This window comes from Streptomyces sp. NPDC008238 (genome assembly GCF_042956445.1).
In the GTDB taxonomy this organism is placed as follows: Bacteria; Actinomycetota; Actinomycetes; order Streptomycetales; family Streptomycetaceae; genus Actinacidiphila.
The window spans coordinates 145,025-168,220 of sequence record NZ_JBIBGK010000014.1; the positions used below are offsets into that span (position 1 = coordinate 145,025).

Sequence of the window (23,196 nt, forward strand, 5' to 3'; positions counted from 1 at the left end):
ACGCAGCACCGGCACGGGCCGGGGGTGGCTCTTGGGCCGCCCCCGGCCCGTGGTCTTATCCGACACGTGAGCACAGGAGCGCGAACAAGTGCAGCTGGTAGTGGGACGCATCGGCCGCGCCCATGGCATCAAGGGCGAGGTCTCGGTGGAGGTGCGCACCGACGAGCCGGAACTGCGGCTCGCCCCGGGCGCCGTGCTCGTCACGGACCCGGCCTCGGCCGGCCCGCTCACCGTCGAGACCGGCCGGGTGCACAGCGGCCGGCTGATGCTGCGCTTCGCGGGCGTCAAGGACCGCAACGGCGCCGAGGCGCTGCGCAACGTCCTGCTCATCGCCGACGTCGACCCTGACGAGACGCCCGAGGACCCCGAGGAGTTCTACGACCACCAGCTGGTCGACCTCGACGTGGTCACCACCGACGGGACCCCGGTCGGCCGGATCAAGGAGATCTCCCACCTGCCCTTCCACGACCTGCTGGTCGTCGAACGGCCGGACGGCAGCGAGGTCATGGTGCCCTTCGTCGCCGAGATCGTCCCCGAGATCGACCTGGAGCAGCAGCGCGCGGTCGTCGACCCCCCGCCCGGCCTGCTGGACGAGATCGAGGACGAGGACGAGGCCCACGGCGAGGCCGACGGCGAGACCGGGGCCGAGGCGGAGCGGTAGGACCATGCGCATCGACGTCGTCACGATCTTCCCCGAGTACCTGGAGCCGCTGAACGTCTCCCTGGTCGGCAAGGCCCGCACGCGCGGCCAACTGGACGTACGCGTCCACGACCTGCGCGAGTGGACCCACGACCGGCACAACACGGTCGACGACACCCCGTACGGCGGCGGGCCCGGCATGGTCATGAAGCCCGAGCCGTGGGGCGAGGCCCTGGACGCGGTCCTGGAGTCGGGCGAGGGCGCACCCGTGCTGGTCGTCCCCACCCCGAGCGGCCGTCCCTTCACGCAGGAGCTCGCGGTCGAGCTGTCCGGGAAGTTCTGGCTGGTCTTCACCCCGGCCCGCTACGAGGGCATCGACCGCCGGGTCATCGAGGAGTACGGAGACCGGTTCGACGTCCGCGAGGTCTCCATCGGCGACTACGTGCTGGCCGGCGGCGAGGCCCCGGTCCTGGTGATGGTCGAGGCGGTCGCCCGGCTGCTGCCGGGCGTGCTCGGCAACGCCGAGTCCCACCGCGACGACTCCTTCGCCCCCGGCGCCATGGCCGACCTGCTGGAGGGCCCGGTCTTCACCAAGCCCCCGGTCTGGCGCGACCGCGGGGTGCCGGAGGTGCTGCTCAGCGGCCACCACGGCAAGGTCGCCCGCTGGCGCCGCGACGAGGCCTTCCGCCGTACGTCGGAGAACCGGCCCGACCTGATCGAGCGCTGCGACCCGGCGACCCTCGACAAGAAGGACCGCTCCATGCTCGCCGCGCTCGGCTGGGTCGTCGGCGAGGACGGGCGATTTGGGCGCGTGCCGGAGTCCGTGGAAGAATAGGCGGCTGCCGCTGTGCGTCCGGCGTGCGCCCCTGCCACAGGGGGACATGACGACCGTCCGACGTCGCGGCACTCGTATCACCACCACGATCCGCCGATGACCTGTGGCATGGGCGAAGAAAGCAGACGAACATGTCCCACCTGCTCGACTCCGTCGACGCCGCGTCGCTGCGCAGCGACGTCCCGGCCTTCCGCCCGGGTGACACCGTCAACGTCCACGTCCGCGTGATCGAGGGCAACCGCTCCCGTATCCAGCAGTTCAAGGGCGTTGTCATCCGTCGCCAGGGCGCCGGCGTCCGTGAGACCTTCACGGTCCGCAAGGTCTCCTTCAGCGTCGGCGTCGAGCGCACCTTCCCGGTGCACAGCCCGATCTTCGAGAAGATCGAGCTCGTGACCCGCGGTGACGTGCGTCGCGCCAAGCTGTACTACCTCCGTGAGCTGCGCGGCAAGGCCGCGAAGATCAAGGAGAAGCGCGACAACTGAGTCCGGCCGGCACATGCGGGGCCCTATAGGCTCTGCGCCTGATGGACACAGAGGTACACCTTCCGGAGCGCGACCGCGCGGATCCCGCCGAACAGCGGGATGAGCGGTCGCGCTTCGGCGTACGTACACAGCGGTACGCGCTCCTGGTCGTCGCGGCCGCCGCCGTGGTGGCGCTGGTCAACGTGTTCGTGGCGCAGCCCTTCGAGATCCCCAGCGGGTCGATGGAGAACACCCTGCGGTCCGGGGACCGCGTGCTGGTCAACAAACTGGCGTACCGTTTCGGCAGCACGCCCGCCAGGGGTGACATCGTGGTCTTCGACGGCAAGGGGTCGTTCGTGCAGGGCTCCGGCGGGACCGACTTCGTCAAGCGGGTCGTCGGTGTCGGCGGGGACCGGGTGACCTGTTGCGACGACAGCGGCAGGATCACCGTCAACGGGCGGCCGCTGGACGAGACCTATCTTTATCCCGGGGACACGCCGTCCCGGGTAGCGTTCGACATCGAGGTGCCGGATGGGAGGCTGTGGGTGATGGGTGACCACCGTGCCGACAGCCGGGATTCCCGCGACCACCTCGGCGACCCCGGAGGGGGCACGGTTCCGGTGGACGAGGTGATCGGCCGGGCGGAGGCGACCATATGGCCGCTGGGCCGCCGTCGGTCCCTGGACGGCGCCCATGGGTAGCCGCGGCCGGGCGCAGCCCGGTCAGCCGAGCCGCGCCGAGTACCTGGGCGAGGAGCCGGCGGGTCCGCGCAGGGGTGGTGGCCGGGCCGAGCGGCGCAAGCTGGCGCGGAAGGTCAAGCGCCGGCGCCGGCGTTCCGCCGCCAAGGAGATACCCCTGCTCATCGGGGTCGCGCTGCTGATCGCGCTGGTGCTCAAGACCTTCCTGCTGCAGGCCTTCGTCATCCCGTCGGGTTCGATGGAGCAGACGATCAGGATCGGCGACCGCGTGGTCGTCGACAAGCTCACACCGTGGTTCGGCTCGCGTCCGCAGCGCGGTGACGTGGTGGTCTTCAAGGACCCCGGCAACTGGCTGGAGGGCGAACAGGCCCAGTCCGGCGAGGACCCGGTGGTCGTCAAGCAGGTCAAGGAGTTCTTCACCTTCATCGGGCTGCTGCCGTCCGCGGACGAGCAGGACCTGATCAAGCGCGTGGTCGCGGTCGGCGGCGACACGGTGAAGTGCTGTGACGCCCAGGGCAGGATCACCGTCAACGGGACCCCGCTGGACGAGCCCTACATCCACCCGGGGAACCCGCCGTCGGAGATCAAGTTCACGGTCCACGTGCCCGCGAACCGGCTCTTCGTGATGGGCGACCACCGCTCCAACTCCGCGGACTCGCGCTTCCACCTCAAGGACGCCGGCAACGGCACCGTGCCCGAGAACATGGTGGTCGGCAGGGCCTTCGCGGTGGCCTGGCCGATGGGCCACTGGGCGGGACTGAAGGAACCGGCGACGTACTCCGGCGTCGCCGCCCCCGGGGGCTCGGGCGCGTCTGCCGCGAGGGCCGGCCCGGGAGTGGCAACATCCAACAATCGGCAAGGAATGACCCCGCTCCCGACTCCTGCGGAACTTCCGCTCGTTATGGGATTGGTGGGCCTGCGCCGCACGTGGCGCGGGCGGCAGCGCGCAGCAAGTCGAGTAAGGAGTGGATGTGGGGGACCTGGTGGTCGGCGCAAGGTCCGGACGCGAAGAGCCGGAGGATCGGGACCCCACGTCGGGCGGCTCGGCTGGCGACGGCGAGGCGCAGCTCGGAAAGAAGGGCCCGGACGCGGGCGCGGAGACCTCAGAAGGCGCGGGGACCTCCGAAGAGGCGGGCGAGACGGACGGCCGTGACGGCGGCGGGGAGAAGAAGCAGCAGCGTTCGTTCTGGAAGGAACTCCCGCTGCTGATCATCATCGCCCTCGCGCTGGCGTGGCTGATCAAGACCTTCCTGCTGCAGGCGTTCTCCATCCCGTCGGCGTCGATGGAGAACACCCTGAGGATCGGCGACCGCGTCCTGGTCGACAAGCTCACGCCCTGGTTCGGCTCCGAGCCCGAGCGCGGCGAGGTCGTGGTCTTCCACGACCCGGGCGGCTGGCTCGGCGAGACGGTCCCGGTGGACACCAACCCGGTGACGGGCGCGATCCAGAAGGGTCTGAGCTTCGTCGGCCTCATGCCGTCCGCGGAGGAGAAGGACCTGATCAAGCGGGTCATCGCGGTCGGCGGCGACACGGTGGAGTGCAAGGGCACGGGCCCGGTCAAGGTGAACGGCAAGGCGCTGGACGAGCCGTACATCTACCCCGGGAACACGCCGTGCGGTGACCGCCCGTTCGGTCCGATCAAGGTCCCGCAGGGCCGCATCTGGGTGATGGGCGACCACCGTCAGGACTCCCTGGACTCCCGTTACCACCAGAACCTCCCGGGCAACGGCACGGTCTCGGTGGACGAGGTCGTCGGACGCGCGGTCGTCGTGGCCTGGCCGATCAGCAACTGGTCCACCCTTCCCGTGCCCAGCACCTTCGACCAGCCCGGCATCAGCGCGGCCGCCGCCGGTCTGCCGGCCGCGGGCGGACTGGCCGGCGCGGTCCCGCTGGTCATGTGGCGGCGGCGCCGTCTGATCAACCGGGCCGGGTGACAGGGCTGCCCCCGGTCCGTACCCCCGGGTAGGGTGCGGACGCATGAGCACGAGCACAGGCACGGGCACGCGCACGGCGACGGGGCGAGCGGGCGGACAGGGCGGCGGACGGACCGGACGAATAGTCTCCGGTCTGGCCGTCGCCCTCGGCTGCGTCCTCTTCCTCGGCGGTTTCGTCTGGGGAGCGCTGGTCTACCGGCCGTACACCGTCCCCACCGGATCGATGACCCCGACCGTGGACGCGGGCGACAAGATCCTCGCCCAGCGGATCGACGGATCCGAGGTGCGGCGCGGGGACGTCGTGGTCTTCACCGATCCGCTCTGGGGCGACGTCCCCATGGTGAAGCGGGTCGTGGCGGTCGGCGGTGACGAGGTGGCCTGCTGCGACAAGCAGGGGCGGCTCACGGTCGGCGGGAAGCCGGTGGACGAGCCGTACCGCCTGGACGCCGACGGTCCGGCCTCACCGACCCCCTTCTCGGCCACCGTGCCCCGGGGCAACCTCTTCATGATGGGCGACAACCGCGCCACGTCCGAGGACTCCCGCCTGCGCCTCGGCGACTCCGACAACGGCTCCGTGCCGCGCAGCACGGTGTCCGCGCGGGTCGACGGCGTCGTCTGGCCGTTCGGCCGCGCGGGCATGCTGGAGCGGACCGGTGCCTTCGCCGCCCTGCCGGGCGACGGTCCCTCGGATCCCGGCCCGCTGCGCACGGTGGGCGTGGCGATCGCGGCCGGCGTGGTCCTGATCTTCGCGGGCGCGGCCTACGGGCCCGTCGCGGACCGGGCCCGGCGGCGGAAGGCGGCGCGATAACCATGCGACGTCGTGCCGCACGGGTCATCCTCCTCGACCCCTCCGACCGGATCCTGCTGCTGCACGGGTACGAGCCGGACGACCCGTCCGTCACCTGGTGGTTCACCCCGGGCGGCGGCGTCGAGGAAGGCGAGAGCCTGGAGGCCGCGGCGCGCCGCGAGCTGGCCGAGGAGACCGGGATCACCACGGCCCTGCTGGGGCCGGTGCTGTGGGAGCGCTCGTGCGCCTTCGCCTTCGACGGCCGGGACTGGGAGCAGGACGAGTGGTATTACCTGGCCCGCACCGACGACCTCCGGGTGCACACCGGCGGCCTCACCGAACTGGAACGGCGCAGCGTGGACGGCCTGCGGTGGTGGACCTGCGAGGAACTGCTCGCCTCGCATGAGACGGTGTACCCGACCAGGCTCGCCGGGCTGCTGCGCACGCTGCTCGACGAAGGTCCCCCATTGTCCCCGATTCACCTGGGGACGGAGCGTGACTGACGCACAATGGGGGGACGTACGGCTGAAGGGGAACATGCCATGAGCGCCGAGGACCTCGAGAAGTACGAGACCGAGATGGAGCTGAAGCTCTACAGGGAGTACCGGGATGTCGTCGGCCTGTTCAAGTACGTGATCGAGACGGAGCGTCGTTTCTACCTCACCAACGACTACGAGATGCAGGTGCACTCGGTCCAGGGCGAGGTGTTCTTCGAGGTCTCCATGGCCGACGCGTGGGTGTGGGACATGTACCGGCCGGCCCGCTTCGTGAAGCAGGTGCGCGTGCTGACGTTCAAGGACGTGAACATCGAGGAGCTGAACAAGGCCGACCTCGACCTGCCCTCGGACGACTCCGGCTTCAACGGCTGAGGCCGCCGGGGCCGCGGGGGCGCGCGGCGATCCGTCGGGGGTCCGGCGGAGGCCGGGAGTTGTCCACAGGCTCTGGTCAAGATCATCTCTCGGGCGCCATCTCCCTCACAGTGAGTGACGGAGGTGGTACGGATGAACGCTCGAGGAGCCTTCGGACGCTACGGCGAGAAGCTGGCGGCACGGTCCCTGACCGAGGCCGGGATGATCGTGCTGGAGCGGAACTGGCGGTGCCGGCACCGCGAACGCCACGGAGAGATCGACATCCTGGCGGCGGACGGCGACGCGCTCGTGGTGTGCGAGGTGAAGTCGCGCGCCGAGAACTGCGGTGAGCACCCGATGGCCGCGATCACCGCGCGCAAGGCCGAGCGGCTGCGGCGGCTGGCCGAGTGCTGGCTGGCCGACCACGGCGGACCGCCCCCGGGAGGGGTGCGGATCGACGTCGTGGGCGTGGTCCTGCCGGCCCGGGGTGCCGCTCGCGTCGAGCACGTGCGGGGGGTGCAGTGATGGGCTTCGCGCGCACGTGCTCGGTGGCGCTGCTGGGCGTGGAGGGCGTCGTCGTCGAGGTCCAGGCGGACCTGGAGGCGGGGGTGCCGGCGTTCACCCTGGTGGGGTTGCCGGACAAGAGCCTCAGCGAGAGCCGCGACCGGGTCCGCGCCGCGATCGTGAACAGCGGTGAGACCTGGCCGCAGAAGAAGCTCACGGTCGGCCTCAGCCCGGCCTCCGTCCCCAAGGGCGGCAGCGGGTTCGACCTGGCGGTGGCGTGCGCGGTCCTCGCCGCGAACGACCGCGTCGCCCCGCGCGACATCGCCGACCTGATGATGATCGGCGAGCTCGGCCTCGACGGCCGGGTCCGCCCGGTCCGCGGGGTGCTGCCCGCGGTGCTGGCCGCCGCCGAGGCGGGGTACCGCCACGTGGTGGTGCCCGAGCGCACGGTCGCCGAGGCCTCGCTCGTGCCGGGGGTCTCGGTGCTCGGGGTCCGCAGCCTGAGGCAGCTGATCGCACTGCTCAACGACGAACTCGCCCCTGAGGAGGAAGAAGAGCCCACGGACGGGCGGCCCGACCCGATGCTGGCCGGCCTCACCCTGCCCGGCGCCGGCCACGGCACCGGCCTCGCCGAGGCCGGCGCCCCGGATCTCGCCGAGGTCGCGGGCCAGGGCACCGCCAGGACCGCCCTGGAGGTCGCGGCCGCGGGCGGCCACCACATCTACCTCAAGGGGCCGCCCGGGGCGGGCAAGACGATGCTCGCCGAGCGGCTGCCGGGGCTGCTGCCGCCGCTCACGCGGCAGGAGGCGGTGGAGGTCACCGCCGTGCACTCGGTCGCCGGGATCCTGCCGGCGGACCGGCACATGGTGGACCAGCCGCCGTACTGCGCCCCGCACCACTCGGCGACCATGCAGTCCCTCGTCGGCGGCGGGAACGGGCTGCCGCGGCCGGGGGCCGTCTCGCTCTCCCACAAAGGAGTGCTCTTCCTGGACGAGGCGCCGGAATTCAACGGTCAGGCCCTCGACGCACTGCGCCAGCCCCTGGAGTCAGGGCACGTGGTGATCGCCAGGGCCGCCGGGGTCGTCCGCCTGCCCGCGCGGTTCCTGCTCGTCCTCGCCGCCAACCCCTGCCCCTGCGGACGGTACGGCGCTCCCGGCGGCCTGTGCGACTGCACGCCGAACATGATCCGCCGCTACCAGGGGCGGCTGTCCGGGCCGCTGCTGGACCGGGTCGACCTGCGGGTGGAGGTGGAGGCCGTCGGCCGTTCCGAGCTGATCGGCGGCGCCGGCACCGCCGAGACCACCGCGGTGGTCGCCGCGCGGGTGCGGGAGGCCCGCGAACGCGCCGCCGCCCGGTACGCGGGCACCCCGTGGCGGCTCAACAGCCAGGTCCCCGGCCACGAACTGCGCACCCGCTGGGCCGTTGCGCCCGGGGCCCTGCGCTCCGCCGAACGGGACATGGAGCGCGGACTGCTCACCGCGCGGGGGCTCGACCGGGTGCTGCGCGTGGCCTGGACGGTCGCCGACCTCGCCGGACGCGACCAGCCGGCCGGCATCGACATGGAACGCGCCCTGGAGCTGCGCACGGGTGTGCGCCGCGGCATGGCGACGGCGACGGGGGACGTCCGATGACGCAGATGCCGCCCGGCGCGGACGGGGACGTCCTGCCGGAACTGGAGGAGGAGCCGTCCCCGACACCGGATGAGCGCCTGGCCCGGGCCGCCCTGACCCGGATCGCCGACCCCGGCGACGGGCTCGTCGGCAGCTGGCTCCAGGAGCTCGGCCCCCTCGAGACCGTACGGGCGCTCACCGCCGGTGAGGCGCTGCCCGGGGCCGGGGAGCAGCGGACGGCCGGGTACGCCCTGCGGGCCCGCCGGACGAAGCCTGAGCGTGAGCTGGCGGCGGCCGGCGCCACGGGCACCCGCTTCGTCTGCCCCGGTGACCAGGACTGGCCGCGGCAGCTCGACGACCTGGGCGGCGAACGCCCTTACGGGCTCTGGGTGCGCGGCGGCGCCTCGCTGCGTATGTGGGCACAGCGGTCGGTCGCCGTCGTGGGCGCCCGCGCGTGCACCGAGTACGGCTCCCACATGGCGGCGACCCTCGGGGCCGACCTCGCGGAGGCCGGCTGGGTCACCGTCTCCGGGGCCGCCTACGGCATCGACGGCGCCGCGCACCGCGGCGCGCTGTCCGCGACGGGCGCGACCGTCGGGGTCGTCGCCTCCGGGGTGGACGTGCCGTATCCGCCGGGTCATGCCGAGTTGATCGGACGCATCGCCGAACAGGGCCTGCTCATCGGTGAATTGCCGCCCGGATCGCACCCCACCCGGAGCCGCTTCGTGCTGCGCAACCGCGTGATCGCCGCCCTCACCCGGGGCACCGTCGTCATCGAGGCCCAGTACCGCAGCGGCTCCCTGATCACCGCCCGCCGTGCCCGCAAGCTGGGGCGCTTCGTCATGGGTATCCCGGGCCCCTGCACCTCCGCGCTGTCCCACGGTGTGCACGAGCTCCTGCGCGCCGACGGTGTCCTGGTCACCGGCGCCGCCGACGTCATCGAACTCGTCGGCCGCATCGGCGAGGACCTCGCGCCCGAGCGCCGCGGACCGGTCCTGCCGCGGGATCTGCTGCCACCCGCGGCCGCCCGCGTGCTGGAGGCCCTGCCCGCCAGGGGCGCGACCGGCTGTGCGGAGCTCGCGGTGGCCGCGGGCAGCACCCCCGACGACACCCTCACCAGGCTGCATGAGCTGCACGCCCTCGGTTTCGTCGAACGGGAAGGCCCTCGCTGGAAGTTGGCGCGCGTCCGTGAGACCGCTCCCACGACGGAGGGAGGACACCAAGCCGACACGCTCTCCCGGTGAACACACCATCAGGTGACAGGACGGTTCTTGACCTGGGAACCCCTGGATGGCGAGGTTATGGGGACGCCCCGACGTCGCCCTGAGCGACGGTATGGTCACGCTACGCTCAAGGAGGTTCGAGTCCCGCCCGTCCCTCAGGTCAACGCAGAACGGCTCAGATCGACGCATGCACCGGCACACTCCCGGGCACGAAGGCAGCACGGCGGCGACCGCCGTCACCGGAAACCCCCGGCCGCCCGCCCCCACCTCGCTCGACGCGCTGTGGCGGACCTACAAGGCCACGGGGGACGCGCGTCTGCGCGAGCAGCTGATCCTGCACTACTCGCCCCTGGTGAAGTACGTGGCAGGGCGCGTGAGCGTCGGCCTGCCCGCCAACGTGGAACAGGCGGACTTCGTCTCCTCCGGGGTCTTCGGGCTCATCGACGCCATCGAGAAGTTCGACCCGGAGCGCGCGATCAAGTTCGAGACGTACGCGATCACCCGGATCCGCGGTGCCATGATCGACGAGCTTCGCGCCCTGGACTGGATCCCGCGCTCGGTGCGCCAGAAGGCCCGCGCCGTCGAACGCGCCTACGCCACGCTCGAGGCCTCCCTGCGGCGCACCCCGAGCGAGTCGGAGGTCGCCGCCGAGATGGGCATCGCCCTGGAGGAGCTGCACGGGGTCTTCAGCCAGCTCTCCCTGGCCAACGTCGTCGCCCTCGAGGACCTGCTCCACGGGGGCACCGAGGGCGGCGACCGGCTCACCCTGGTCGACACCCTGGAGGACACCGGCGCCGACAACCCCGTCGAGGTCGCCGAGGACCGCGAGCTGCGCCGGCTGCTGGCCCGCGCCGTCAACACGCTGCCCGAGCGTGAGAAGACCGTGGTCACCCTCTACTACTACGAGGGGCTCACCCTCGCCGAGATCGGCCAGGTGCTCGGCGTCACCGAGAGCAGGGTCAGCCAGATCCACACCAAATCCGTTCTGCAATTGCGCGCGAAACTGGCCGACGTCGGCCGTTGACGCCGGTTTGCCGACGCGTGCGCCCGGCGGCCGCACCACTTCCGTACAGTGGTGAGGTGCCCAAGATTCGAGCGGCCTCGGTGGCCGAGCACCGGTCGATGCAGCGCGACGCCCTGCTGGACGCCGCGCGCAGTCTGCTCTCCGAGGGCGGGACGGAGGCCCTGACCTTCCCCGCCCTGGCGGAGCGCACCGGGCTGGCCCGGTCCTCCGTCTACGAGTACTTCCGGTCCCGGGCCGCCGTCGTCGAGGAGCTGTGCGCCGTCGACTTCCCCCTCTGGGCGGCCGAGATCGAGGCGGCCATGGCGGCCGCCCCCACCGCCGAGGCCAAGATCGAGGCCTACGTTCGCAGTCAGCTCGCCCTCGTCGGCGACCGCCGGCACCGGGCCGTGGTCGCGATCTCCGCGGGCGAACTGGACGCCGGCGCCCGCGAGAAGATCCGCGCCGCGCACGGCGGTCTGGTCGCCATGGTCGTGGAAGCCCTCGCCGGGCTCGGCCACGACGAGCCGAGGCTCACCGCGATGCTGCTCCAGGGCGTCGTCGACTCCGCCGTCCGCCGGATCGAGCTCGGCGCCGCCGAGGAGCCGGACACCATCGGCGACGCGGCCGTCACCATGGCCCTGCGCGGCGTACTGGGCTGAGCGGCGCCACCGGCCGCACGTCCGGCCCGTCCGCGGCCTCCGGCAAGGGCACCCCGAACACCGGCAGCAGCCGCGACGGTCCGCCGCGCAGCATCGCCTCCGGCAGCAGGGACAGCGGGTCGAGGTAGACGTCCCCGCGCAGCAGCCCCCAGTGCAGACAGCCGCCGGGGCAGTGCCACGGGCCTCCCCCGAGCGCCCCCACCACCTGCCCCGCGTCCACCTCGTCGCCCACCACGACCGAGGCCCGCACCGGCTGGTACGTGATGCGCAAGCCACCGGCGAGCTCGATCGCCACCACCCCGCGCCCCGCCACCTGCCCGGCGTACGACACCCGCCCGGGCGCCGCCGCACGCACCGGTGCGCCCGGTCCCGCGCGCAGGTCCACCCCGCGGTGCCCCGCCGCCCACGGCACGGCGGGCGGGTCGAACCCCCGCTCCACGACCGGCCGCCGCCCACCGTCGCCCGGTGCCACGGGCCAGGCCCGGTCCGCGCCCCCGCCGGCCGGGACCACCGGCACCCGGACCACGGCCCCCACCGGGTGCACGAGCCCCCCGAGCCACGCCAGCACCGCCAACACCACCACCACGTAAGTCCTCATGAGCCAACGATGACGCCTCCCGCACCGACGGGACGATCATGGAACCGGCCTGTGGACAACCCCGGACGGCCCCTGCCCCCAGGCACGATGTCGCCCGCCGCTCCGGCGGTCCCGTACACTTTCCATGGCGATCCGGGTCACCGGGTCGACTTCGCACGCCCCGCCACCGCCGTACAGCGAGCGGTGGACGCGCTCCTCGGTCCCTCGTGGCACGGCGCGTTCGGGGCGTCAGGCGTGGCCTCCGTCCGGCGGCCGCGAAAACCGAGTACCCCTAGGAGTACGGCCATGGCCGTCGTCACGATGCGGGAGCTGCTGGAAAGCGGCGTCCACTTCGGGCACCAGACCCGCCGCTGGAACCCGAAGATGAAGCGCTTCATCTTCACCGAGCGCAACGGCATCTACATCATCGACCTGCTCCAGTCGCTGTCGTACATCGACCGCGCCTACGAGTTCGTCAAGGAGACCGTCGCGCACGGCGGCACCATCCTCTTCGTCGGTACGAAGAAGCAGGCCCAGGAGGCCATCGCCGAGCAGGCGACCCGTGTCGGCATGCCCTACGTCAACCAGCGCTGGCTGGGCGGCATGCTCACCAACTTCTCGACCGTCTACAAGCGCCTGCAGCGCCTGAAGGAGCTCGAGGAGATCGACTTCGAGGACGTGGCCGCCTCCGGCCTCACCAAGAAGGAGCTCCTGGTCCTCTCCCGTGAGAAGGAGAAGCTGGAGAAGACCCTCGGCGGTATCCGCGAGATGCAGAAGGTGCCGAGCGCCGTCTGGATCGTGGACACCAAGAAGGAGCACATCGCCGTCGGTGAGGCGCGCAAGCTGCGCATCCCGGTCGTCGCGATCCTCGACACCAACTGCGACCCCGACGAGGTCGACTACAAGATCCCGGGCAACGACGACGCGATCCGCTCCGTCACCCTGCTGACCCGCGTGATCGCCGACGCCGTCGCCGAGGGCCTCATCGCCCGCTCCGGTGCCGCCACCGCCGGTGACAAGGCCGAGGGCGAGCCGCTGGCCGCCTGGGAGCGCGAGCTGCTCGAGGGTGACAAGGCGAAGGCCGACGAGACCGCCGCCGAGGCGCCGGCCGCCGAGGCCGCTCCGGCGGAGGCTGCTCCGGCCGAGGCCGCTGCGGAGACGGACGCTGCGGAGACGACTGAGGCCGCTCCGGCCGAGGCCGCCGCTGAGACCGCCGAGGCGCCCGCCGCCGACGCCGAGCAGGCCTGAGCCTCAGCCCGCCTTCCGATGCGTGTGAGGACGGCGGGGGCTCCGGCCCCCGCCGTTCGTCCGTAGAACCACCGCTCACCGGATTCACCGACTTCCGAGAAGAGACTGACAGACCATGGCGAACTTCACCGCCGCCGACGTCAAGAAGCTCCGCGAGCTGACCGCCGCGGGCATGATGGACTGCAAGAAGGCGCTCGAGGAGGCCGAGGGCGACCTGGACAAGGCCGTCGAGATCCTCCGCGTCAAGGGCCAGAAGGGCGTCACCAAGCGCGAGGGCCGCTCCGCCTCCAACGGCGCCGTCGTGTCCCTGATCGCCGGTGACAACAGCGAGGGCGTCCTCGTCGAGCTCAAGTGCGAGACCGACTTCGTCGCCAAGGGCGACAAGTTCATCGCCGCCGCCGACGCGATCGCCGCCCACGTCGCCGCCAGCAAGCCGGCCGACCTGGAGACGCTGCTCGCCTCCGAGATCAAGGACGGCCAGACCGTCCAGGCCTTCGTCGACGAGGCCAACGCCACCCTCGGCGAGAAGATCGTCCTGGACCGCTTCGCGCAGTTCACCGACGGCTACGTCGCCTCCTACCTGCACCGCACCAGCCCGGACCTGCCCCCGCAGGTCGGCGTCCTGGTCGAGCTGGACAAGGAGGACGCCCAGGTCGCCAAGGACGTCGCGCAGCACATCGCCGCCTTCGCCCCGACCTTCCTGTCCCGCGAGGAGGTGCCGGCCGAGACCGTCGAGAACGAGCGTCGCGTCGCCGAGGCCACCGCCCGCGAGGAGGGCAAGCCCGAGGCCGCCCTGACGAAGATCGTCGAGGGTCGCGTCAACGGCTACTTCAAGGAGAACGTCGTCCTCGAGCAGGCCTTCGCCAAGGACAACAAGAAGACCGTCCAGAAGGTGCTCGACGAGGCCGGCGTCTCGCTGAAGCGCTTCGCCCGCTTCCGCGTCGGCGTCTGAGCGACCAGCCGCGCAAGCGTTTGACCGACGGCCCCGCTAGGGTCGTACGCAGCCGGCCGCTCACCGGCGGGCCGCAGTTGTGACGAGGAGGCCATTGCCCACAGGGAACCATCACGGACCCTCGGCAATGGCCTTCTTCGTACGTGCACGAGGAGATCTCCAATGGAACAGGACGCCGACAAGGCACCCACCGCCACCGGCAGCGCGCACAAGGGCCGGTACCTGCTCAAGCTCTCCGGCGAGGCCTTCGCCGGCGGAGGGGGGCTCGGAGTCGACCCCGACGTCGTGCACACGATGGCCCGCGAGATCGCCGCGGTCGTCCGCGACGGCTACGAGATCGCCGTCGTCATCGGCGGCGGCAACTTCTTCCGCGGCGCCCAGCTCCAGCAGCGGGGCATGGACCGTGCCCGTTCCGACTACATGGGCATGCTCGGCACGGTCATGAACTGCCTCGCCCTCCAGGACTTCCTGGAGAAGGAGGGCATCCAGTCGCGGGTGCAGACGGCGATCACCATGGGCCAGGTCGCCGAGCCCTACATCCCGCTGCGCGCCGTGCGCCACCTGGAGAAGGGCCGCGTGGTGATCTTCGGCGCCGGTATGGGCATGCCGTACTTCTCCACCGACACCACCGCCGCGCAGCGTGCCCTGGAGATCCACGCCGAGGCGCTGCTGATGGGCAAGAACGGGGTCGACGGGGTCTACGACTCCGACCCCCGCTCGAACCCCGACGCGGTGATGTTCGACGCCCTGGAGTACGCCGACGTCATCGCCCGCGACCTGCGCGTCGCGGACCTGACGGCGATCACGCTGTGCCAGGACAACAAGCTCCCGATCCTCGTCTTCGAGCTGCTCGCGGAGGGCAACATCGCGCGGGCCGTGAAGGGTGAGAAGATCGGCACGCTCGTCAACGACACGGGCGCCCGCTGACGGACGCCGCTGGCCGCAACCCGGCCGGCGATCCGCCCGGAACGGGGATGGACAAGACGCTGCCGGTCGGACACCGTGCAGGAAAGACGCGCGCAAGGGCCGAGGCTCTGCCTTCTGAATACCAGGAGCACATGGTGATTGAAGAGACCCTCCTCGAAGCCGAGGAGAAGATGGAGAAGGCCGTCGTCGTCGCCAAGGAGGACTTCGCCGCGATCCGCACCGGCCGCGCCCACCCGGCGATGTTCAACAAGATCGTGGCGGACTACTACGGCGCCCCGACCCCGATCAACCAGCTCGCCTCCTTCGCGGTGCCCGAGGCGCGGATGGCCGTGATCACCCCGTTCGACAACTCGGCGCTGCGCAACATCGAGCAGGCGATCCGGGATTCGGACCTGGGTGTCAACCCGACCAACGACGGCCGTATCATCCGGGTGGTCTTCCCGCAGCTCACCGAGGAGCGGCGCAAGGAGTACATCAAGGTCGCCCGTGGCAAGGCGGAGGACGCCCGGATCTCGATCCGCAGCGTGCGCCGCAAGGCCAAGGAGACCCTCGACAAGCTCGTCAAGGACGGCGAGACGGGCGAGGACGAGGTGCGCCGCGCGGAGAAGGAGCTCGACGACACGACCCACAAGTACGTGGCGCAGGTCGACGAGCTGCTCAAGCACAAGGAAACCGAGCTGCTGGAGGTCTGATCCGGCGCGCTGCCGGACCCGCTCCACGGCCCGGCCCGTCCGCGGCTGGGCCACCCATCCACCCGACCATCCATCCGACCGACCCGGACCGGACGAAAACGCGAGGCTGAACTCCGTGAACGACTCTTCTTGGGGGCCCTCGCCACACGCCGGTTCCTGGGGAGGCGGGGACGAATCAGGCACCCGGATGGGCGGCCCCTTGTTCCGTGACGACGCCCCCGAACCGGAGCGGCACTCCGCCCGGTCCGACCGTTCCGCACCGCAGCCCTCGGCGGCGGGCGGGAACGGCGGCCGGGCGAAGAAGAGCGCGGGGCGCAACCTGCGCGCCGCGATAGGGGTCGGCGTCGGCCTCGGCGTCGTCATCATCGCCTCGCTCTTCATCGTCAAGGCCGTCTTCGTGGGCGTCGTCGCCGCGGCGGTCGTGGTGGGCCTGTGGGAGCTCACCTCGCGTCTGGCCGAGCGCAAGGAGATTCGCGCTCCCCTGGTGCCGCTCGCCGTCGGCGGCGCCGCCATGGTCGTCGCGGGTTACGTGCGCGGCGCGGAGGGCGCCTGGGTGGCGATGGCGCTCACCGCGCTCGCCGTCCTGGTGTGGCGGATGACGGAGCCCCCGGAGAACTACCTCCGCGACGTCACGGCGGGCGTCTTCGCCGCGTTCTACGTGCCGTTCCTGGCCACCTTCGTGGTCATGATGCTCGCGGCGCACGACGGCCCGTGGCGGGTCTTCGTCTTCCTGCTCCTCACGGTGATCAGCGACACCGGTGCCTACGCCGTCGGCTGGCGCTTCGGCACGCACAAGCTCGCCCCCCGCATCAGCCCCGGCAAGACCCGCGAGGGCCTGGTCGGCGCGATCACCTTCGCGATGGTCGCGGGCGCCCTGTCCCTGCAGTTCCTGATCGACGACGGGCAGTGGTGGCAGGGACTGCTGCTGGGGCTCGCCGTGGCGGCCAGCGCCACCCTCGGCGACCTGGGCGAGTCCATGATCAAGCGGGACCTCGGCATCAAGGACATGGGCAAGCTGCTGCCCGGCCACGGCGGCATCATGGACCGCCTCGACTCGCTGCTGCCGACCGCCCCCGTGGTGTGGCTGCTGCTCGTCGTCTTCGTCGGCTCGGGCTGATCCCCGCCGGGCCTCACCGCCCCCGTGCTGTGCCCCGCCCCGTACGCGCGCCCGCGTACGGGGCGGCGTCGTGTGCGGCGCCACCATTGCCGACCTGGACCGTAGACGGCCCGGCGTGACGGCGGTCGCAGGGTGCGGTGGCCCACGCATGCTGGTCGGCGGTGCGTCCGCCAATTACACTCGAACATGTGTACGAGCTTCCTCCGGATCCGCAACGCCTGCGGGTGATACGCCTCTATCTGCAGATGCAGATCGCCGCAGTCGACGCCAAGATCCAGGAGGCGGAGTCCGGTTCGCCCGCCGGGGCCGGGGCCGGGGCAGGGGAGGGGCCGGAGGCCGGGGAGGGCACTGCGCGGCGAGCGGGGGGCAGGAGCGGCGCCCGTACCCCTGCCCGCGCCTGGCGGCTGCAGAGCGTGCCTGATCCGCGGGGCGGCGCGGGCCGGGGCGTCCTCCACCGCGACGACTGCCGCGTTCCCGGGGGTGGCCGGCTGAACCGGCAGGAGTTCGAAGTGGCGCTCGGCATGCCGGACGTCACGCCGTGCGAAATATGCCACCCGGAGCCGGACGGCACTCCCTGAGGGCCTGGTGTCCGCTGCCCTGGCCCGAGAGGTACGCCATGCCCATGCGCAGACGTCTGGTCTCCGCGGCTGTCGCTGTCGCCGCTTGCCATGGGTGGGACCGGACACCGTGGTGTCCCGGAGGGCCACGCGTCCCGTGGCGTACCGACTTTCGGCCGAACTGCCCACGGCCAAAGGCACCCTGACGCGCGCTGAGCCACTGCCGCGGCACCAGCGGCAACAGGAGTGTCAGACCCTCCGCGCAGACTGTGTACGTGCCGTCGCTTCGGAGCGGGAAGGTCGCCGGCGCGTCCGCGGGGTGCGATGGCCGGAGGAACGGGGGAGACGATGAGCGCTGACCGTACGGTGGACCGGATCCTCGGTGAGCGGTGGGAAGGGTACGTGCAGGAGGCAATCGCGGAGTCGGGACGCGACTACCCCGGACGCGACGTGGTGGTCGAAGTCTTCGGTGAACCGGACACGTTCGAGGCGCTGGTCGCTCCTTTCGGCCCCCGGTGGCCGGGGGCCGCGGCGCCCCCGGCCGGCTTCCGGGCCGATCCCGACCGGCTGGCCGCCGAGATCCTTGCCCAATGGGCGGACGAGGAGGACGAGGAGACCGCGGACGGCGACTGGGGCGTGCTGGAGCGGGGGTGCCTCAGCACGGACCTGCCCGCCCTCGCGGACGTGCGCGGGCTGCCGGACGAGTGGTCGGACGACGCCGAGGACATGTGCACCGTGCTGCGGTCGTGGGAGGACCGCTTCGGCATACGCATGCTCGCCCTCGACCGTGACAGCCTGGCCCTTTCGGTGGCGACCCCGCCGAGCACCATGGCCGAGGCCCTCGCCGTCGCAGCGGAGCACTTCGCGTTCTCACCGGACACCATCACCCAGATGAGCGAGCACGACACCCTGCGCACCTTCGCGGCCCATGAACTCCTGGGCAAGCAGATGTGGAGGTTCTGGTGGGACTGATCGGGGCCCGGCACGCTCCCGCGCTCGGTGTGGGCATGTGATGGTGAGGGGGCGTCAACTCGCCGCTTCCGGAGGGCACGTTCGGGGGACGGGCAGCGGGGCATGGGCCGGGCGATGGAGTGGCCGGAAGTAGTGCGCGAGGGTCCAGCGGGCGACACGGGCTCCCGCGAGGCAGCCTTCGGTGTCGGCGGTACGGGTGTGGATGCCGGCCCAGACGCGGGCGTCGATCATGTCCTGGTTGAACCGCACGGCGTCGTCGTAGTGCCGTGTGGTGCCCGTGGCGTCGGAGGGGAAGGTGAGGTCGACGCGGGTCGTGCCGAAGAGCCCCGCCAGGGTCTGGGCGACCGCCCCGGCGACCGCCGCGTGCCCGCTGATGTGGTCGGGGTGTGGTGGCGTGACGAGCAGCGGCTGCCACTGCGGATCGGCCTCGGTCGCCGGATTGCCGTCGGTGTCGGCGAGTTGGACGGCGGTGACGGGTCGCCAGGAGCCGTAGTGGAGCTTGGCGTCCCACGCGGTGACGACGGCGTCGGTCGCCGCCGCGTTCGCCGCGGCGAACAGCCGTGCCGTGTCGGCGATGTCCAGACGGTGGCGTGCGCTGTGGTCGCGGAACGCGGACTGGAGCTGTACGGCCAGATTGCCCCCGAAGAACAGGGCGGTCTCGGTCTGCTGCGCGGTACGGGGCGATCCCGTCCTCGCGCCCATGGTCCTCACCTCGTTCACGTCCCGGGCGTAGCGGGCCGAGGTCAGGGCGGGCGGCGGCCCGGGCCGGAACTGGGAGGGTGACGTCAGCACCAGCGGGCGCAGCCGGGCGAGCCAGGTGTCGATGAAGGGCAGGTTCCCCGGTGAGGTGGGCCGCCATACGCCGGGCGCGGGCGGGACGGTGAACTCCACGGTCGCGAACCGGCCGTCGCCTGCGCGCAGTTGTATGACGCGGTCCGCGGCGCGCGCCCCGAAGGCCACGCCCTGCCGCTTGGCGGTGCCGTCGGGGATCCGGGCGAGGGAATCGGCGTACGCGGCGTCGAGGAGGGCCCGGGACGCGGGGAAGTCGGAGAGCAGGACGTGGTGTGCGGCCGTGACGGCCGCCGCTTCCGGTGATGCGCCCGCGGGGCCGCGCGCGTGCCATTTGTAGGGCGCGTAGCGTCCCTCGATGCCGACCACGGCGTTGTAGACGGCGACCGAGACGAACCCGTGCCAGACGACCGCCTGCCCGGAGGGCCGGGTCGCGCCGAGGTTGGTGCCGATGACGTCCGTGGCGATGGCGTTCCACTCACGGACGGCGGCCGGATCCGCCGCGGGCCGTCGTTCCTTGCCCGCGGCCTGCGCAGGGACGAAGGCGGCGGCCGATACGGCGGTGGCGGCGAGGGCCACGGGAACGATCATGCGGGCGAGCCGCCGGTACCACTGTGCGGGCCGCCCGGAGGAGGGGGCGGCCCTGTCTGCAGGACTCATGGGGAGACTCCTCGTCGACGCCGGGCCCGATCCGGACCGGAGGGGATTCCCGCCCGGTTCGGGCCACATCGACGTCGTTCCTACCCATGGCCGGGCGGGGTGTCCGCCCGGTTCCTCAGGTGTGCGACCGGTTCCCGCCCTCCGTCTCACCGGCGGGACCCACCGGAGGACGACCGTCCCTCGTACGACCGGCCACCGCGGTGCCCGCCGTCCGGCGGGCGCCCACTGCGACGGGCCGTCGACGCGGGCCGGTCAGGGGATGGAGATCGGGGGCGGCGGCTGCAGGGGCCCCTGCAGCGGGTTCCACGCACCGCAGACCGGGAGGGCACCGGTGGTGGTGCAGCGGTTCTCCGCCACGTCGCCGCGGAAGGTGACGACCTTGACCGACAGTTCCGCGGTCGAGGTGGTGCTCACGCTCGCGCCGCACACGCCGGTGACGGGGTATCCGGGGAGCCCGCTGAGGTCCTGCCAGGTGTAGGTGCCGCCCACCGGGACGGTGTCGCGCTGCCCGACGAACGTACGGCCGCGGACAACGGCGACGGAGAAGTCGCGGGTGGTCGCGTTGGCCACGCCGGCCGAGTCGATGTCGCATCCTGAGAGCCTGCCGGGGCCGGGGAAGGGGGCCACGAAGGGCCCGCGGCCGGGGCCGAGGAGCGGGGCGGCGGGGTCGATGACGGGACCGGCACCGCTGTCGACGATGGGGCTGGTACCGGGGCCGAGAAGGGGCCCGCGACCGGGGTCGAGGAGAGGACCGGAACCGAGGAGCGGACCGGAGCCGAGGAGGGGCCCGAGGCCCAGCCCGGGGCCGAGCCCGAGTCCGGGACCGGAATCGACGCCGTCGCCGGGGTACGGGTAGTACGGGTCGTCGTACGGGTCGTCGTACGGGTCGGCGTACGGGTCGTTGTACGGGTCGGGCCAGGGGAGGCCGGACGCCGATGCCGCGGGCGCGGGAGCGCCGTCCGAGTCGGCCGCCTGAGCCGTCGTCAGGGAGGCCGCGGATATCACGGTGGCGATCAGGGCCGCCGGCACCACCGCGCCGGCGAGCCGTCCGAACCGTCGAAGGGACCGCCCGCAGGGCGGCGGGGTCCTGTCTGCAGGACGCATGGAGACACTCCTCGTCGATCTCTGGCCGGCACCGAACCGGAGGGCCTTCCGGCACGGCTCGGGCCCCTGTCGGCGGGATCCGTACCCGCGCCCACCGGCGTCCGGCGCCAAGGTCATCCCAGTGGCGCAGCCCGTTCCCTCCCACCGGGCCGCGCTCACCCGATCGACGCCCCGTGCCTCGACAGACCCTGACCCTCCGTGAGCCGTGCAGCGCTGGCCAACGTTCGCGGAGCCCCGGCAGCCGAGGGGGCCTCAGAATGCAGGCCGGACAACATTCATGACATACATGTGGAAAACGGAAGAGGCCCGGAGCGGGTCCCGAGCGGGGACGAGGTGACCGAGGTGGCGGAAGCCCCGGCGGACGAGGCGGCCGGCGAGCGGTCCGTCGAGGAGGGGGGATACCAGCAGGAGCTGAAACGGACGCTCGGCTCCTTCCAGGTCTTCGCGATCTCGTTCGCGTTCATCTCCGTGGCCGTCGGCATCTTCTCGACCTACGACGACGTGCTGCAGAACGCGGGCCCCGTGGGCATCTGGCTCTGGATCCTCGTCGCGGTCGGGCAGTCCTTGGTGGCCCTCGTGGTCGCGCAGCTCGCGGGACGCATCGCCCTCAGCGGCTCCTCGTACCAGTGGGCCTCGCGGCTGGCCGACCCGAAGGTGGGCTGGGGGTTCGGCTGGCTGACGTTCTGCTACCTCGCGATCGCCGTGGTCGCGATCGACAACGCCCTCGCGAGCCAGGCTTTCATGCCGCTCGCCGGCATGAGGCCGGACGAGGACTCGGCGCGCGTCATCACGCTCGTGGTGCTGCTCGTGCAGGCCGTGCTCGCCGTGGCATCGACCCGCCTCGTCAGCCTGATCAACACCGCGGCCGTCGGCCTGGAACTCGCGCTGGTCGTGGTGATGGCGGTCGCGCTCGTCATCGCGGCGGCGGTCACCGGGAACGGCGCCGTCGGCAACCTCACCTCACGCGGCGTCACCGAGGACGCCCCGCACTACTTCGTTGTCGGCGGCGGGCTCATGATCGCGATGATCATGGGTCTGGCCACGCTCGTCGGCTTCGACTCCGCCGCGAACCTCGCGGAGGAGGCCAAGGACCCCTACCGCAGCGTCCCCCGGGCGATCGTCGGCTCGGTCGTGGCCGCGGGACTGCTGGGCATGCTCTTCCTGATCACGCTCACCGTCGCCATCGAGGACGTCCCCCGGATCAGCCGCGACGGCTCTCCGGTCGCCACGATCATGCGGGACCAGCTCGGTCCGGTCATGGAACGGACCCTGCTGGTCGCGATCACGTTCGCCTTCTTCGGGGCGGGGATGGTGGTGATGGTCGCGTGCTCGCGGATCATCTTCGCCATGTCGCGCGACGGGCGCTTCCCCGCGCACCGGCTGATGCGCCGGGTCAACCCGTACACGCGGACCCCGATCCCGGCCACCGTGCTGATCTTCGCCATGGGCGTCGTCCTGATGGTGGCGCTCCCGGGCGCCGCGCTGCTGGAGCTCATCACGGCGTCGACGATCCTCCCGGCCCTCATCTACGGCGCGACGATCGTCCTCTACCTCGCGGTCCGCAAGCGCCTGGGCCGCCGCAAGGGCGCCTTCGACCTCGGACGCCTCGAACTGCCCGTCGCCCTCGCCGCCCTGGTGTGGACAGTCGTCGCGCTCATCGCCCTGGTGACACCGCAGGAGGCGCTGGTCCCCCTGGTGATCGTGGTGGGGCTGCTCGTCGTGGGCGGGCTGTTCTTCCTCGGCATGCTGATCTTCGACCGCCGGTCCTTGGAGGCGGAGCCCGGCGGGGTGGACGTCTTCAAGCACTGAGGCGCCGCGAACGCGTCCGCGGTACACGCGGTCCCGCCCGGCGCGGCTCTCCAACACCGGCAGGCGCTCATGTGAAGCCCGGTCAGCGCGCGAAACCTTGGTGCGAGATCAGATGAACGGCCCGTCGGAGACCGAATAGTCGCACCACGTTCCGATGGCGTATTGCTTCGAGTATTCGTGCTGAGCACCAACCTGTTCCGGCGACCACTCGTCCGGCCCCGGATCGAGGTCCAGGACGCAATGATCAGGTGCACAGCCCAGCTTCAGGCCGTCCGACAGGACAAAGTACGAGTGCTGCTCGCCGCAAACGAATCTGTAAGCGCTGACGCCTCCGACGGTGATGTGAACAAGACGCCACTCGCCATCCCCTGCCAGGTCCACGGCTTGGATGTCGAGCGTGACGGTTCGCGCCTCCACCGAACCTCTTGGCACACGGAATCGAATGCCAGTGATCACGGCGTCTTCGAACTGCCCGAATCTCGCGGTGAAGGCTCCGAAATTCTCCGGCGAGAGTCTCTCTACGTTCACTGCCCACCCGTTCTCACGACAGCCCGTGGCGTTGCTGCACCGGTCGCCCGATGCCTGTCCGC

General features: G+C 71.8%; 25 protein-coding genes and 1 pseudogene. 22 read left to right on the top strand and 4 right to left on the bottom strand.

Features of this window, described 5'->3' with window-relative positions; all coding sequences use genetic code 11:
* The first annotated feature begins 88 nt into the window (after positions 1 to 88).
* The 14 genes and pseudogenes from rimM (at position 89) to ACFZAU_RS26115 (ending at position 11,202) form a co-directional block, all read left to right on the top strand.
* Positions 89 to 661 (top strand): ribosome maturation factor RimM, encoded by a 573-nt coding sequence (rimM, locus tag ACFZAU_RS26050; protein WP_500554170.1) that lies wholly within the window; start codon positions 89 to 91, stop codon positions 659 to 661.
* A gap of 4 nt (positions 662 to 665) precedes the next feature.
* Complete coding sequence (gene trmD / locus ACFZAU_RS26055) at positions 666 to 1,475, top strand: tRNA (guanosine(37)-N1)-methyltransferase TrmD (protein WP_500554171.1); 810 nt, start codon at positions 666 to 668, stop codon at positions 1,473 to 1,475.
* A gap of 131 nt (positions 1,476 to 1,606) precedes the next feature.
* Positions 1,607 to 1,957 carry a 50S ribosomal protein L19 gene (rplS, locus tag ACFZAU_RS26060; RefSeq protein ID WP_105869103.1) on the top strand — a complete coding sequence of 117 codons (351 nt, stop codon included), beginning with the start codon at positions 1,607 to 1,609 and terminating at the stop codon, positions 1,955 to 1,957.
* 41 nt (positions 1,958 to 1,998) lie between these two features.
* Positions 1,999 to 2,637 (top strand): signal peptidase I, encoded by a 639-nt coding sequence (gene lepB, locus ACFZAU_RS26065; protein WP_500554172.1) that lies wholly within the window; start codon positions 1,999 to 2,001, stop codon positions 2,635 to 2,637.
* Positions 2,630 to 3,316: pseudogene (gene lepB, locus ACFZAU_RS26070) on the top strand (signal peptidase I); the annotation flags it as partial. The gene lepB (ACFZAU_RS26065) and the pseudogene lepB (ACFZAU_RS26070), both read left to right, overlap by 8 nt.
* A gap of 298 nt (positions 3,317 to 3,614) precedes the next feature.
* Positions 3,615 to 4,568 carry a signal peptidase I gene (lepB, locus tag ACFZAU_RS26075; protein WP_499602739.1) on the top strand — a complete coding sequence of 318 codons (954 nt, stop codon included), beginning with the start codon at positions 3,615 to 3,617 and terminating at the stop codon, positions 4,566 to 4,568.
* A gap of 43 nt (positions 4,569 to 4,611) precedes the next feature.
* Entirely contained in the window at positions 4,612 to 5,376 is a 765-nt protein-coding gene (gene lepB, locus ACFZAU_RS26080; protein ID WP_500554173.1) for a signal peptidase I, read from the top strand.
* 2 nt (positions 5,377 to 5,378) lie between these two features.
* Positions 5,379 to 5,858 carry an NUDIX hydrolase gene (locus ACFZAU_RS26085; RefSeq protein WP_500554174.1) on the top strand — a complete coding sequence of 160 codons (480 nt, stop codon included), beginning with the start codon at positions 5,379 to 5,381 and terminating at the stop codon, positions 5,856 to 5,858.
* A 39-nt stretch (positions 5,859 to 5,897) separates the two neighbouring features.
* Positions 5,898 to 6,224, top strand: coding sequence for a DUF2469 domain-containing protein (locus ACFZAU_RS26090; RefSeq protein WP_018562949.1), 327 nt, complete (start codon positions 5,898 to 5,900; stop codon positions 6,222 to 6,224).
* 132 nt (positions 6,225 to 6,356) lie between these two features.
* On the top strand, positions 6,357 to 6,728 hold the full coding sequence (locus ACFZAU_RS26095; RefSeq protein WP_500554175.1) for a YraN family protein: 372 nt from the start codon (positions 6,357 to 6,359) through the stop codon (positions 6,726 to 6,728).
* The gene (locus tag ACFZAU_RS26100; protein ID WP_500554176.1) at positions 6,728 to 8,338 is read left to right on the top strand and encodes a YifB family Mg chelatase-like AAA ATPase; all 1,611 of its coding nucleotides are present in this window, start codon (positions 6,728 to 6,730) and stop codon (positions 8,336 to 8,338) included. The genes ACFZAU_RS26095 and ACFZAU_RS26100 overlap by 1 nt, the downstream gene beginning before the upstream one ends.
* Positions 8,335 to 9,561, top strand: coding sequence for a DNA-processing protein DprA (gene dprA / locus ACFZAU_RS26105; RefSeq protein WP_500554177.1), 1,227 nt, complete (start codon positions 8,335 to 8,337; stop codon positions 9,559 to 9,561). Before ACFZAU_RS26100 ends, dprA begins: the two co-directional genes overlap by 4 nt.
* A 166-nt stretch (positions 9,562 to 9,727) precedes the next feature.
* The gene (gene whiG, locus ACFZAU_RS26110; protein WP_499602169.1) at positions 9,728 to 10,564 is read left to right on the top strand and encodes an RNA polymerase sigma factor WhiG; all 837 of its coding nucleotides are present in this window, start codon (positions 9,728 to 9,730) and stop codon (positions 10,562 to 10,564) included.
* An 80-nt stretch (positions 10,565 to 10,644) separates the two neighbouring features.
* A complete protein-coding gene (locus ACFZAU_RS26115; RefSeq protein WP_500554219.1) occupies positions 10,645 to 11,202 on the top strand; it encodes a TetR/AcrR family transcriptional regulator in 558 nt (185 codons plus the stop codon).
* On the opposite strand, the gene ACFZAU_RS26120 is transcribed toward ACFZAU_RS26115, so the two are convergent.
* Positions 11,171 to 11,800 carry a murein hydrolase activator EnvC family protein gene (locus ACFZAU_RS26120; protein WP_500554178.1) on the bottom strand — a complete coding sequence of 210 codons (630 nt, stop codon included), beginning with the start codon at positions 11,798 to 11,800 and terminating at the stop codon, positions 11,171 to 11,173. The two genes, ACFZAU_RS26115 and ACFZAU_RS26120, sit on opposite strands and share 32 nt — an antisense overlap.
* A gap of 285 nt (positions 11,801 to 12,085) precedes the next feature.
* Between ACFZAU_RS26120 and rpsB the strand changes: the two genes are divergently transcribed.
* The 7 genes from rpsB (at position 12,086) to ACFZAU_RS26155 (ending at position 18,244) form a co-directional block, all read left to right on the top strand.
* Complete coding sequence (rpsB, locus tag ACFZAU_RS26125; protein ID WP_500554179.1) at positions 12,086 to 13,027, top strand: 30S ribosomal protein S2; 942 nt, start codon at positions 12,086 to 12,088, stop codon at positions 13,025 to 13,027.
* A gap of 115 nt (positions 13,028 to 13,142) precedes the next feature.
* Positions 13,143 to 13,979 carry a translation elongation factor Ts gene (tsf, locus tag ACFZAU_RS26130; protein WP_500464735.1) on the top strand — a complete coding sequence of 279 codons (837 nt, stop codon included), beginning with the start codon at positions 13,143 to 13,145 and terminating at the stop codon, positions 13,977 to 13,979.
* Positions 13,980 to 14,141: 162 nt separating this feature from the next.
* Complete coding sequence (gene pyrH / locus ACFZAU_RS26135) at positions 14,142 to 14,906, top strand: UMP kinase (protein ID WP_499602163.1); 765 nt, start codon at positions 14,142 to 14,144, stop codon at positions 14,904 to 14,906.
* Between the two features lie 134 nt (positions 14,907 to 15,040).
* Positions 15,041 to 15,598 carry a ribosome recycling factor gene (frr, locus tag ACFZAU_RS26140; protein WP_500554220.1) on the top strand — a complete coding sequence of 186 codons (558 nt, stop codon included), beginning with the start codon at positions 15,041 to 15,043 and terminating at the stop codon, positions 15,596 to 15,598.
* A 115-nt stretch (positions 15,599 to 15,713) separates the two neighbouring features.
* The gene (locus ACFZAU_RS26145) at positions 15,714 to 16,715 is read left to right on the top strand and encodes a phosphatidate cytidylyltransferase (protein ID WP_500554180.1); all 1,002 of its coding nucleotides are present in this window, start codon (positions 15,714 to 15,716) and stop codon (positions 16,713 to 16,715) included.
* A gap of 188 nt (positions 16,716 to 16,903) precedes the next feature.
* Positions 16,904 to 17,293: a DUF6233 domain-containing protein gene (locus ACFZAU_RS26150; RefSeq protein ID WP_500554181.1), complete on the top strand. Its 390-nt coding sequence runs from the start codon at positions 16,904 to 16,906 to the stop codon at positions 17,291 to 17,293.
* A 327-nt stretch (positions 17,294 to 17,620) separates the two neighbouring features.
* A complete protein-coding gene (locus ACFZAU_RS26155; RefSeq protein WP_500554182.1) occupies positions 17,621 to 18,244 on the top strand; it encodes a DUF4253 domain-containing protein in 624 nt (207 codons plus the stop codon).
* A gap of 54 nt (positions 18,245 to 18,298) precedes the next feature.
* Here the strand turns inward: ACFZAU_RS26155 and ACFZAU_RS26160 are convergent, their stop codons facing one another.
* Entirely contained in the window at positions 18,299 to 19,693 is a 1,395-nt protein-coding gene (locus tag ACFZAU_RS26160) for a vanadium-dependent haloperoxidase (protein ID WP_500554183.1), read from the bottom strand.
* 252 nt (positions 19,694 to 19,945) lie between these two features.
* A complete protein-coding gene (locus ACFZAU_RS26165) occupies positions 19,946 to 20,797 on the bottom strand; it encodes a hypothetical protein (RefSeq protein ID WP_500554184.1) in 852 nt (283 codons plus the stop codon).
* A 342-nt stretch (positions 20,798 to 21,139) separates the two neighbouring features.
* Between ACFZAU_RS26165 and ACFZAU_RS26170 the strand changes: the two genes are divergently transcribed.
* A complete protein-coding gene (locus ACFZAU_RS26170; RefSeq protein WP_500554185.1) occupies positions 21,140 to 22,606 on the top strand; it encodes an APC family permease in 1,467 nt (488 codons plus the stop codon).
* A gap of 108 nt (positions 22,607 to 22,714) precedes the next feature.
* Here ACFZAU_RS26170 and ACFZAU_RS26175 read toward each other — a convergent pair whose 3' ends face one another.
* Positions 22,715 to 23,134, bottom strand: coding sequence for a hypothetical protein (locus ACFZAU_RS26175; protein WP_500554186.1), 420 nt, complete (start codon positions 23,132 to 23,134; stop codon positions 22,715 to 22,717).
* Positions 23,135 to 23,196 lie beyond the last annotated feature (62 nt).

Excerpts from the sequence above, each read along its gene's own strand:
- trmD (WP_500554171.1), top strand. The coding sequence starts at position 666 with ATGCGCATCGACGTCGTCACGATCTTCCCCGAGTACCTGGAGCCGCTG.
- rplS (WP_105869103.1), top strand. The coding sequence starts at position 1,607 with ATGTCCCACCTGCTCGACTCCGTCGACGCCGCGTCGCTGCGCAGCGAC.
- lepB (WP_500554172.1), top strand. The coding sequence starts at position 1,999 with ATGGACACAGAGGTACACCTTCCGGAGCGCGACCGCGCGGATCCCGCC.
- lepB (WP_500554173.1), top strand. The coding sequence starts at position 4,612 with ATGAGCACGAGCACAGGCACGGGCACGCGCACGGCGACGGGGCGAGCG.
- ACFZAU_RS26085 (WP_500554174.1), top strand. The coding sequence starts at position 5,379 with ATGCGACGTCGTGCCGCACGGGTCATCCTCCTCGACCCCTCCGACCGG.
- ACFZAU_RS26090 (WP_018562949.1), top strand. The coding sequence starts at position 5,898 with ATGAGCGCCGAGGACCTCGAGAAGTACGAGACCGAGATGGAGCTGAAG.
- ACFZAU_RS26095 (WP_500554175.1), top strand. The coding sequence starts at position 6,357 with ATGAACGCTCGAGGAGCCTTCGGACGCTACGGCGAGAAGCTGGCGGCA.
- ACFZAU_RS26100 (WP_500554176.1), top strand. The coding sequence starts at position 6,728 with ATGGGCTTCGCGCGCACGTGCTCGGTGGCGCTGCTGGGCGTGGAGGGC.
- dprA (WP_500554177.1), top strand. The coding sequence starts at position 8,335 with ATGACGCAGATGCCGCCCGGCGCGGACGGGGACGTCCTGCCGGAACTG.
- whiG (WP_499602169.1), top strand. The coding sequence starts at position 9,728 with ATGCACCGGCACACTCCCGGGCACGAAGGCAGCACGGCGGCGACCGCC.
- ACFZAU_RS26120 (WP_500554178.1), bottom strand. The coding sequence starts at position 11,800 with ATGAGGACTTACGTGGTGGTGGTGTTGGCGGTGCTGGCGTGGCTCGGG.
- rpsB (WP_500554179.1), top strand. The coding sequence starts at position 12,086 with ATGGCCGTCGTCACGATGCGGGAGCTGCTGGAAAGCGGCGTCCACTTC.
- tsf (WP_500464735.1), top strand. The coding sequence starts at position 13,143 with ATGGCGAACTTCACCGCCGCCGACGTCAAGAAGCTCCGCGAGCTGACC.
- pyrH (WP_499602163.1), top strand. The coding sequence starts at position 14,142 with ATGGAACAGGACGCCGACAAGGCACCCACCGCCACCGGCAGCGCGCAC.
- ACFZAU_RS26155 (WP_500554182.1), top strand. The coding sequence starts at position 17,621 with ATGAGCGCTGACCGTACGGTGGACCGGATCCTCGGTGAGCGGTGGGAA.
- ACFZAU_RS26160 (WP_500554183.1), bottom strand. The coding sequence starts at position 19,693 with ATGAGTCCTGCAGACAGGGCCGCCCCCTCCTCCGGGCGGCCCGCACAG.
- ACFZAU_RS26165 (WP_500554184.1), bottom strand. The coding sequence starts at position 20,797 with ATGCGTCCTGCAGACAGGACCCCGCCGCCCTGCGGGCGGTCCCTTCGA.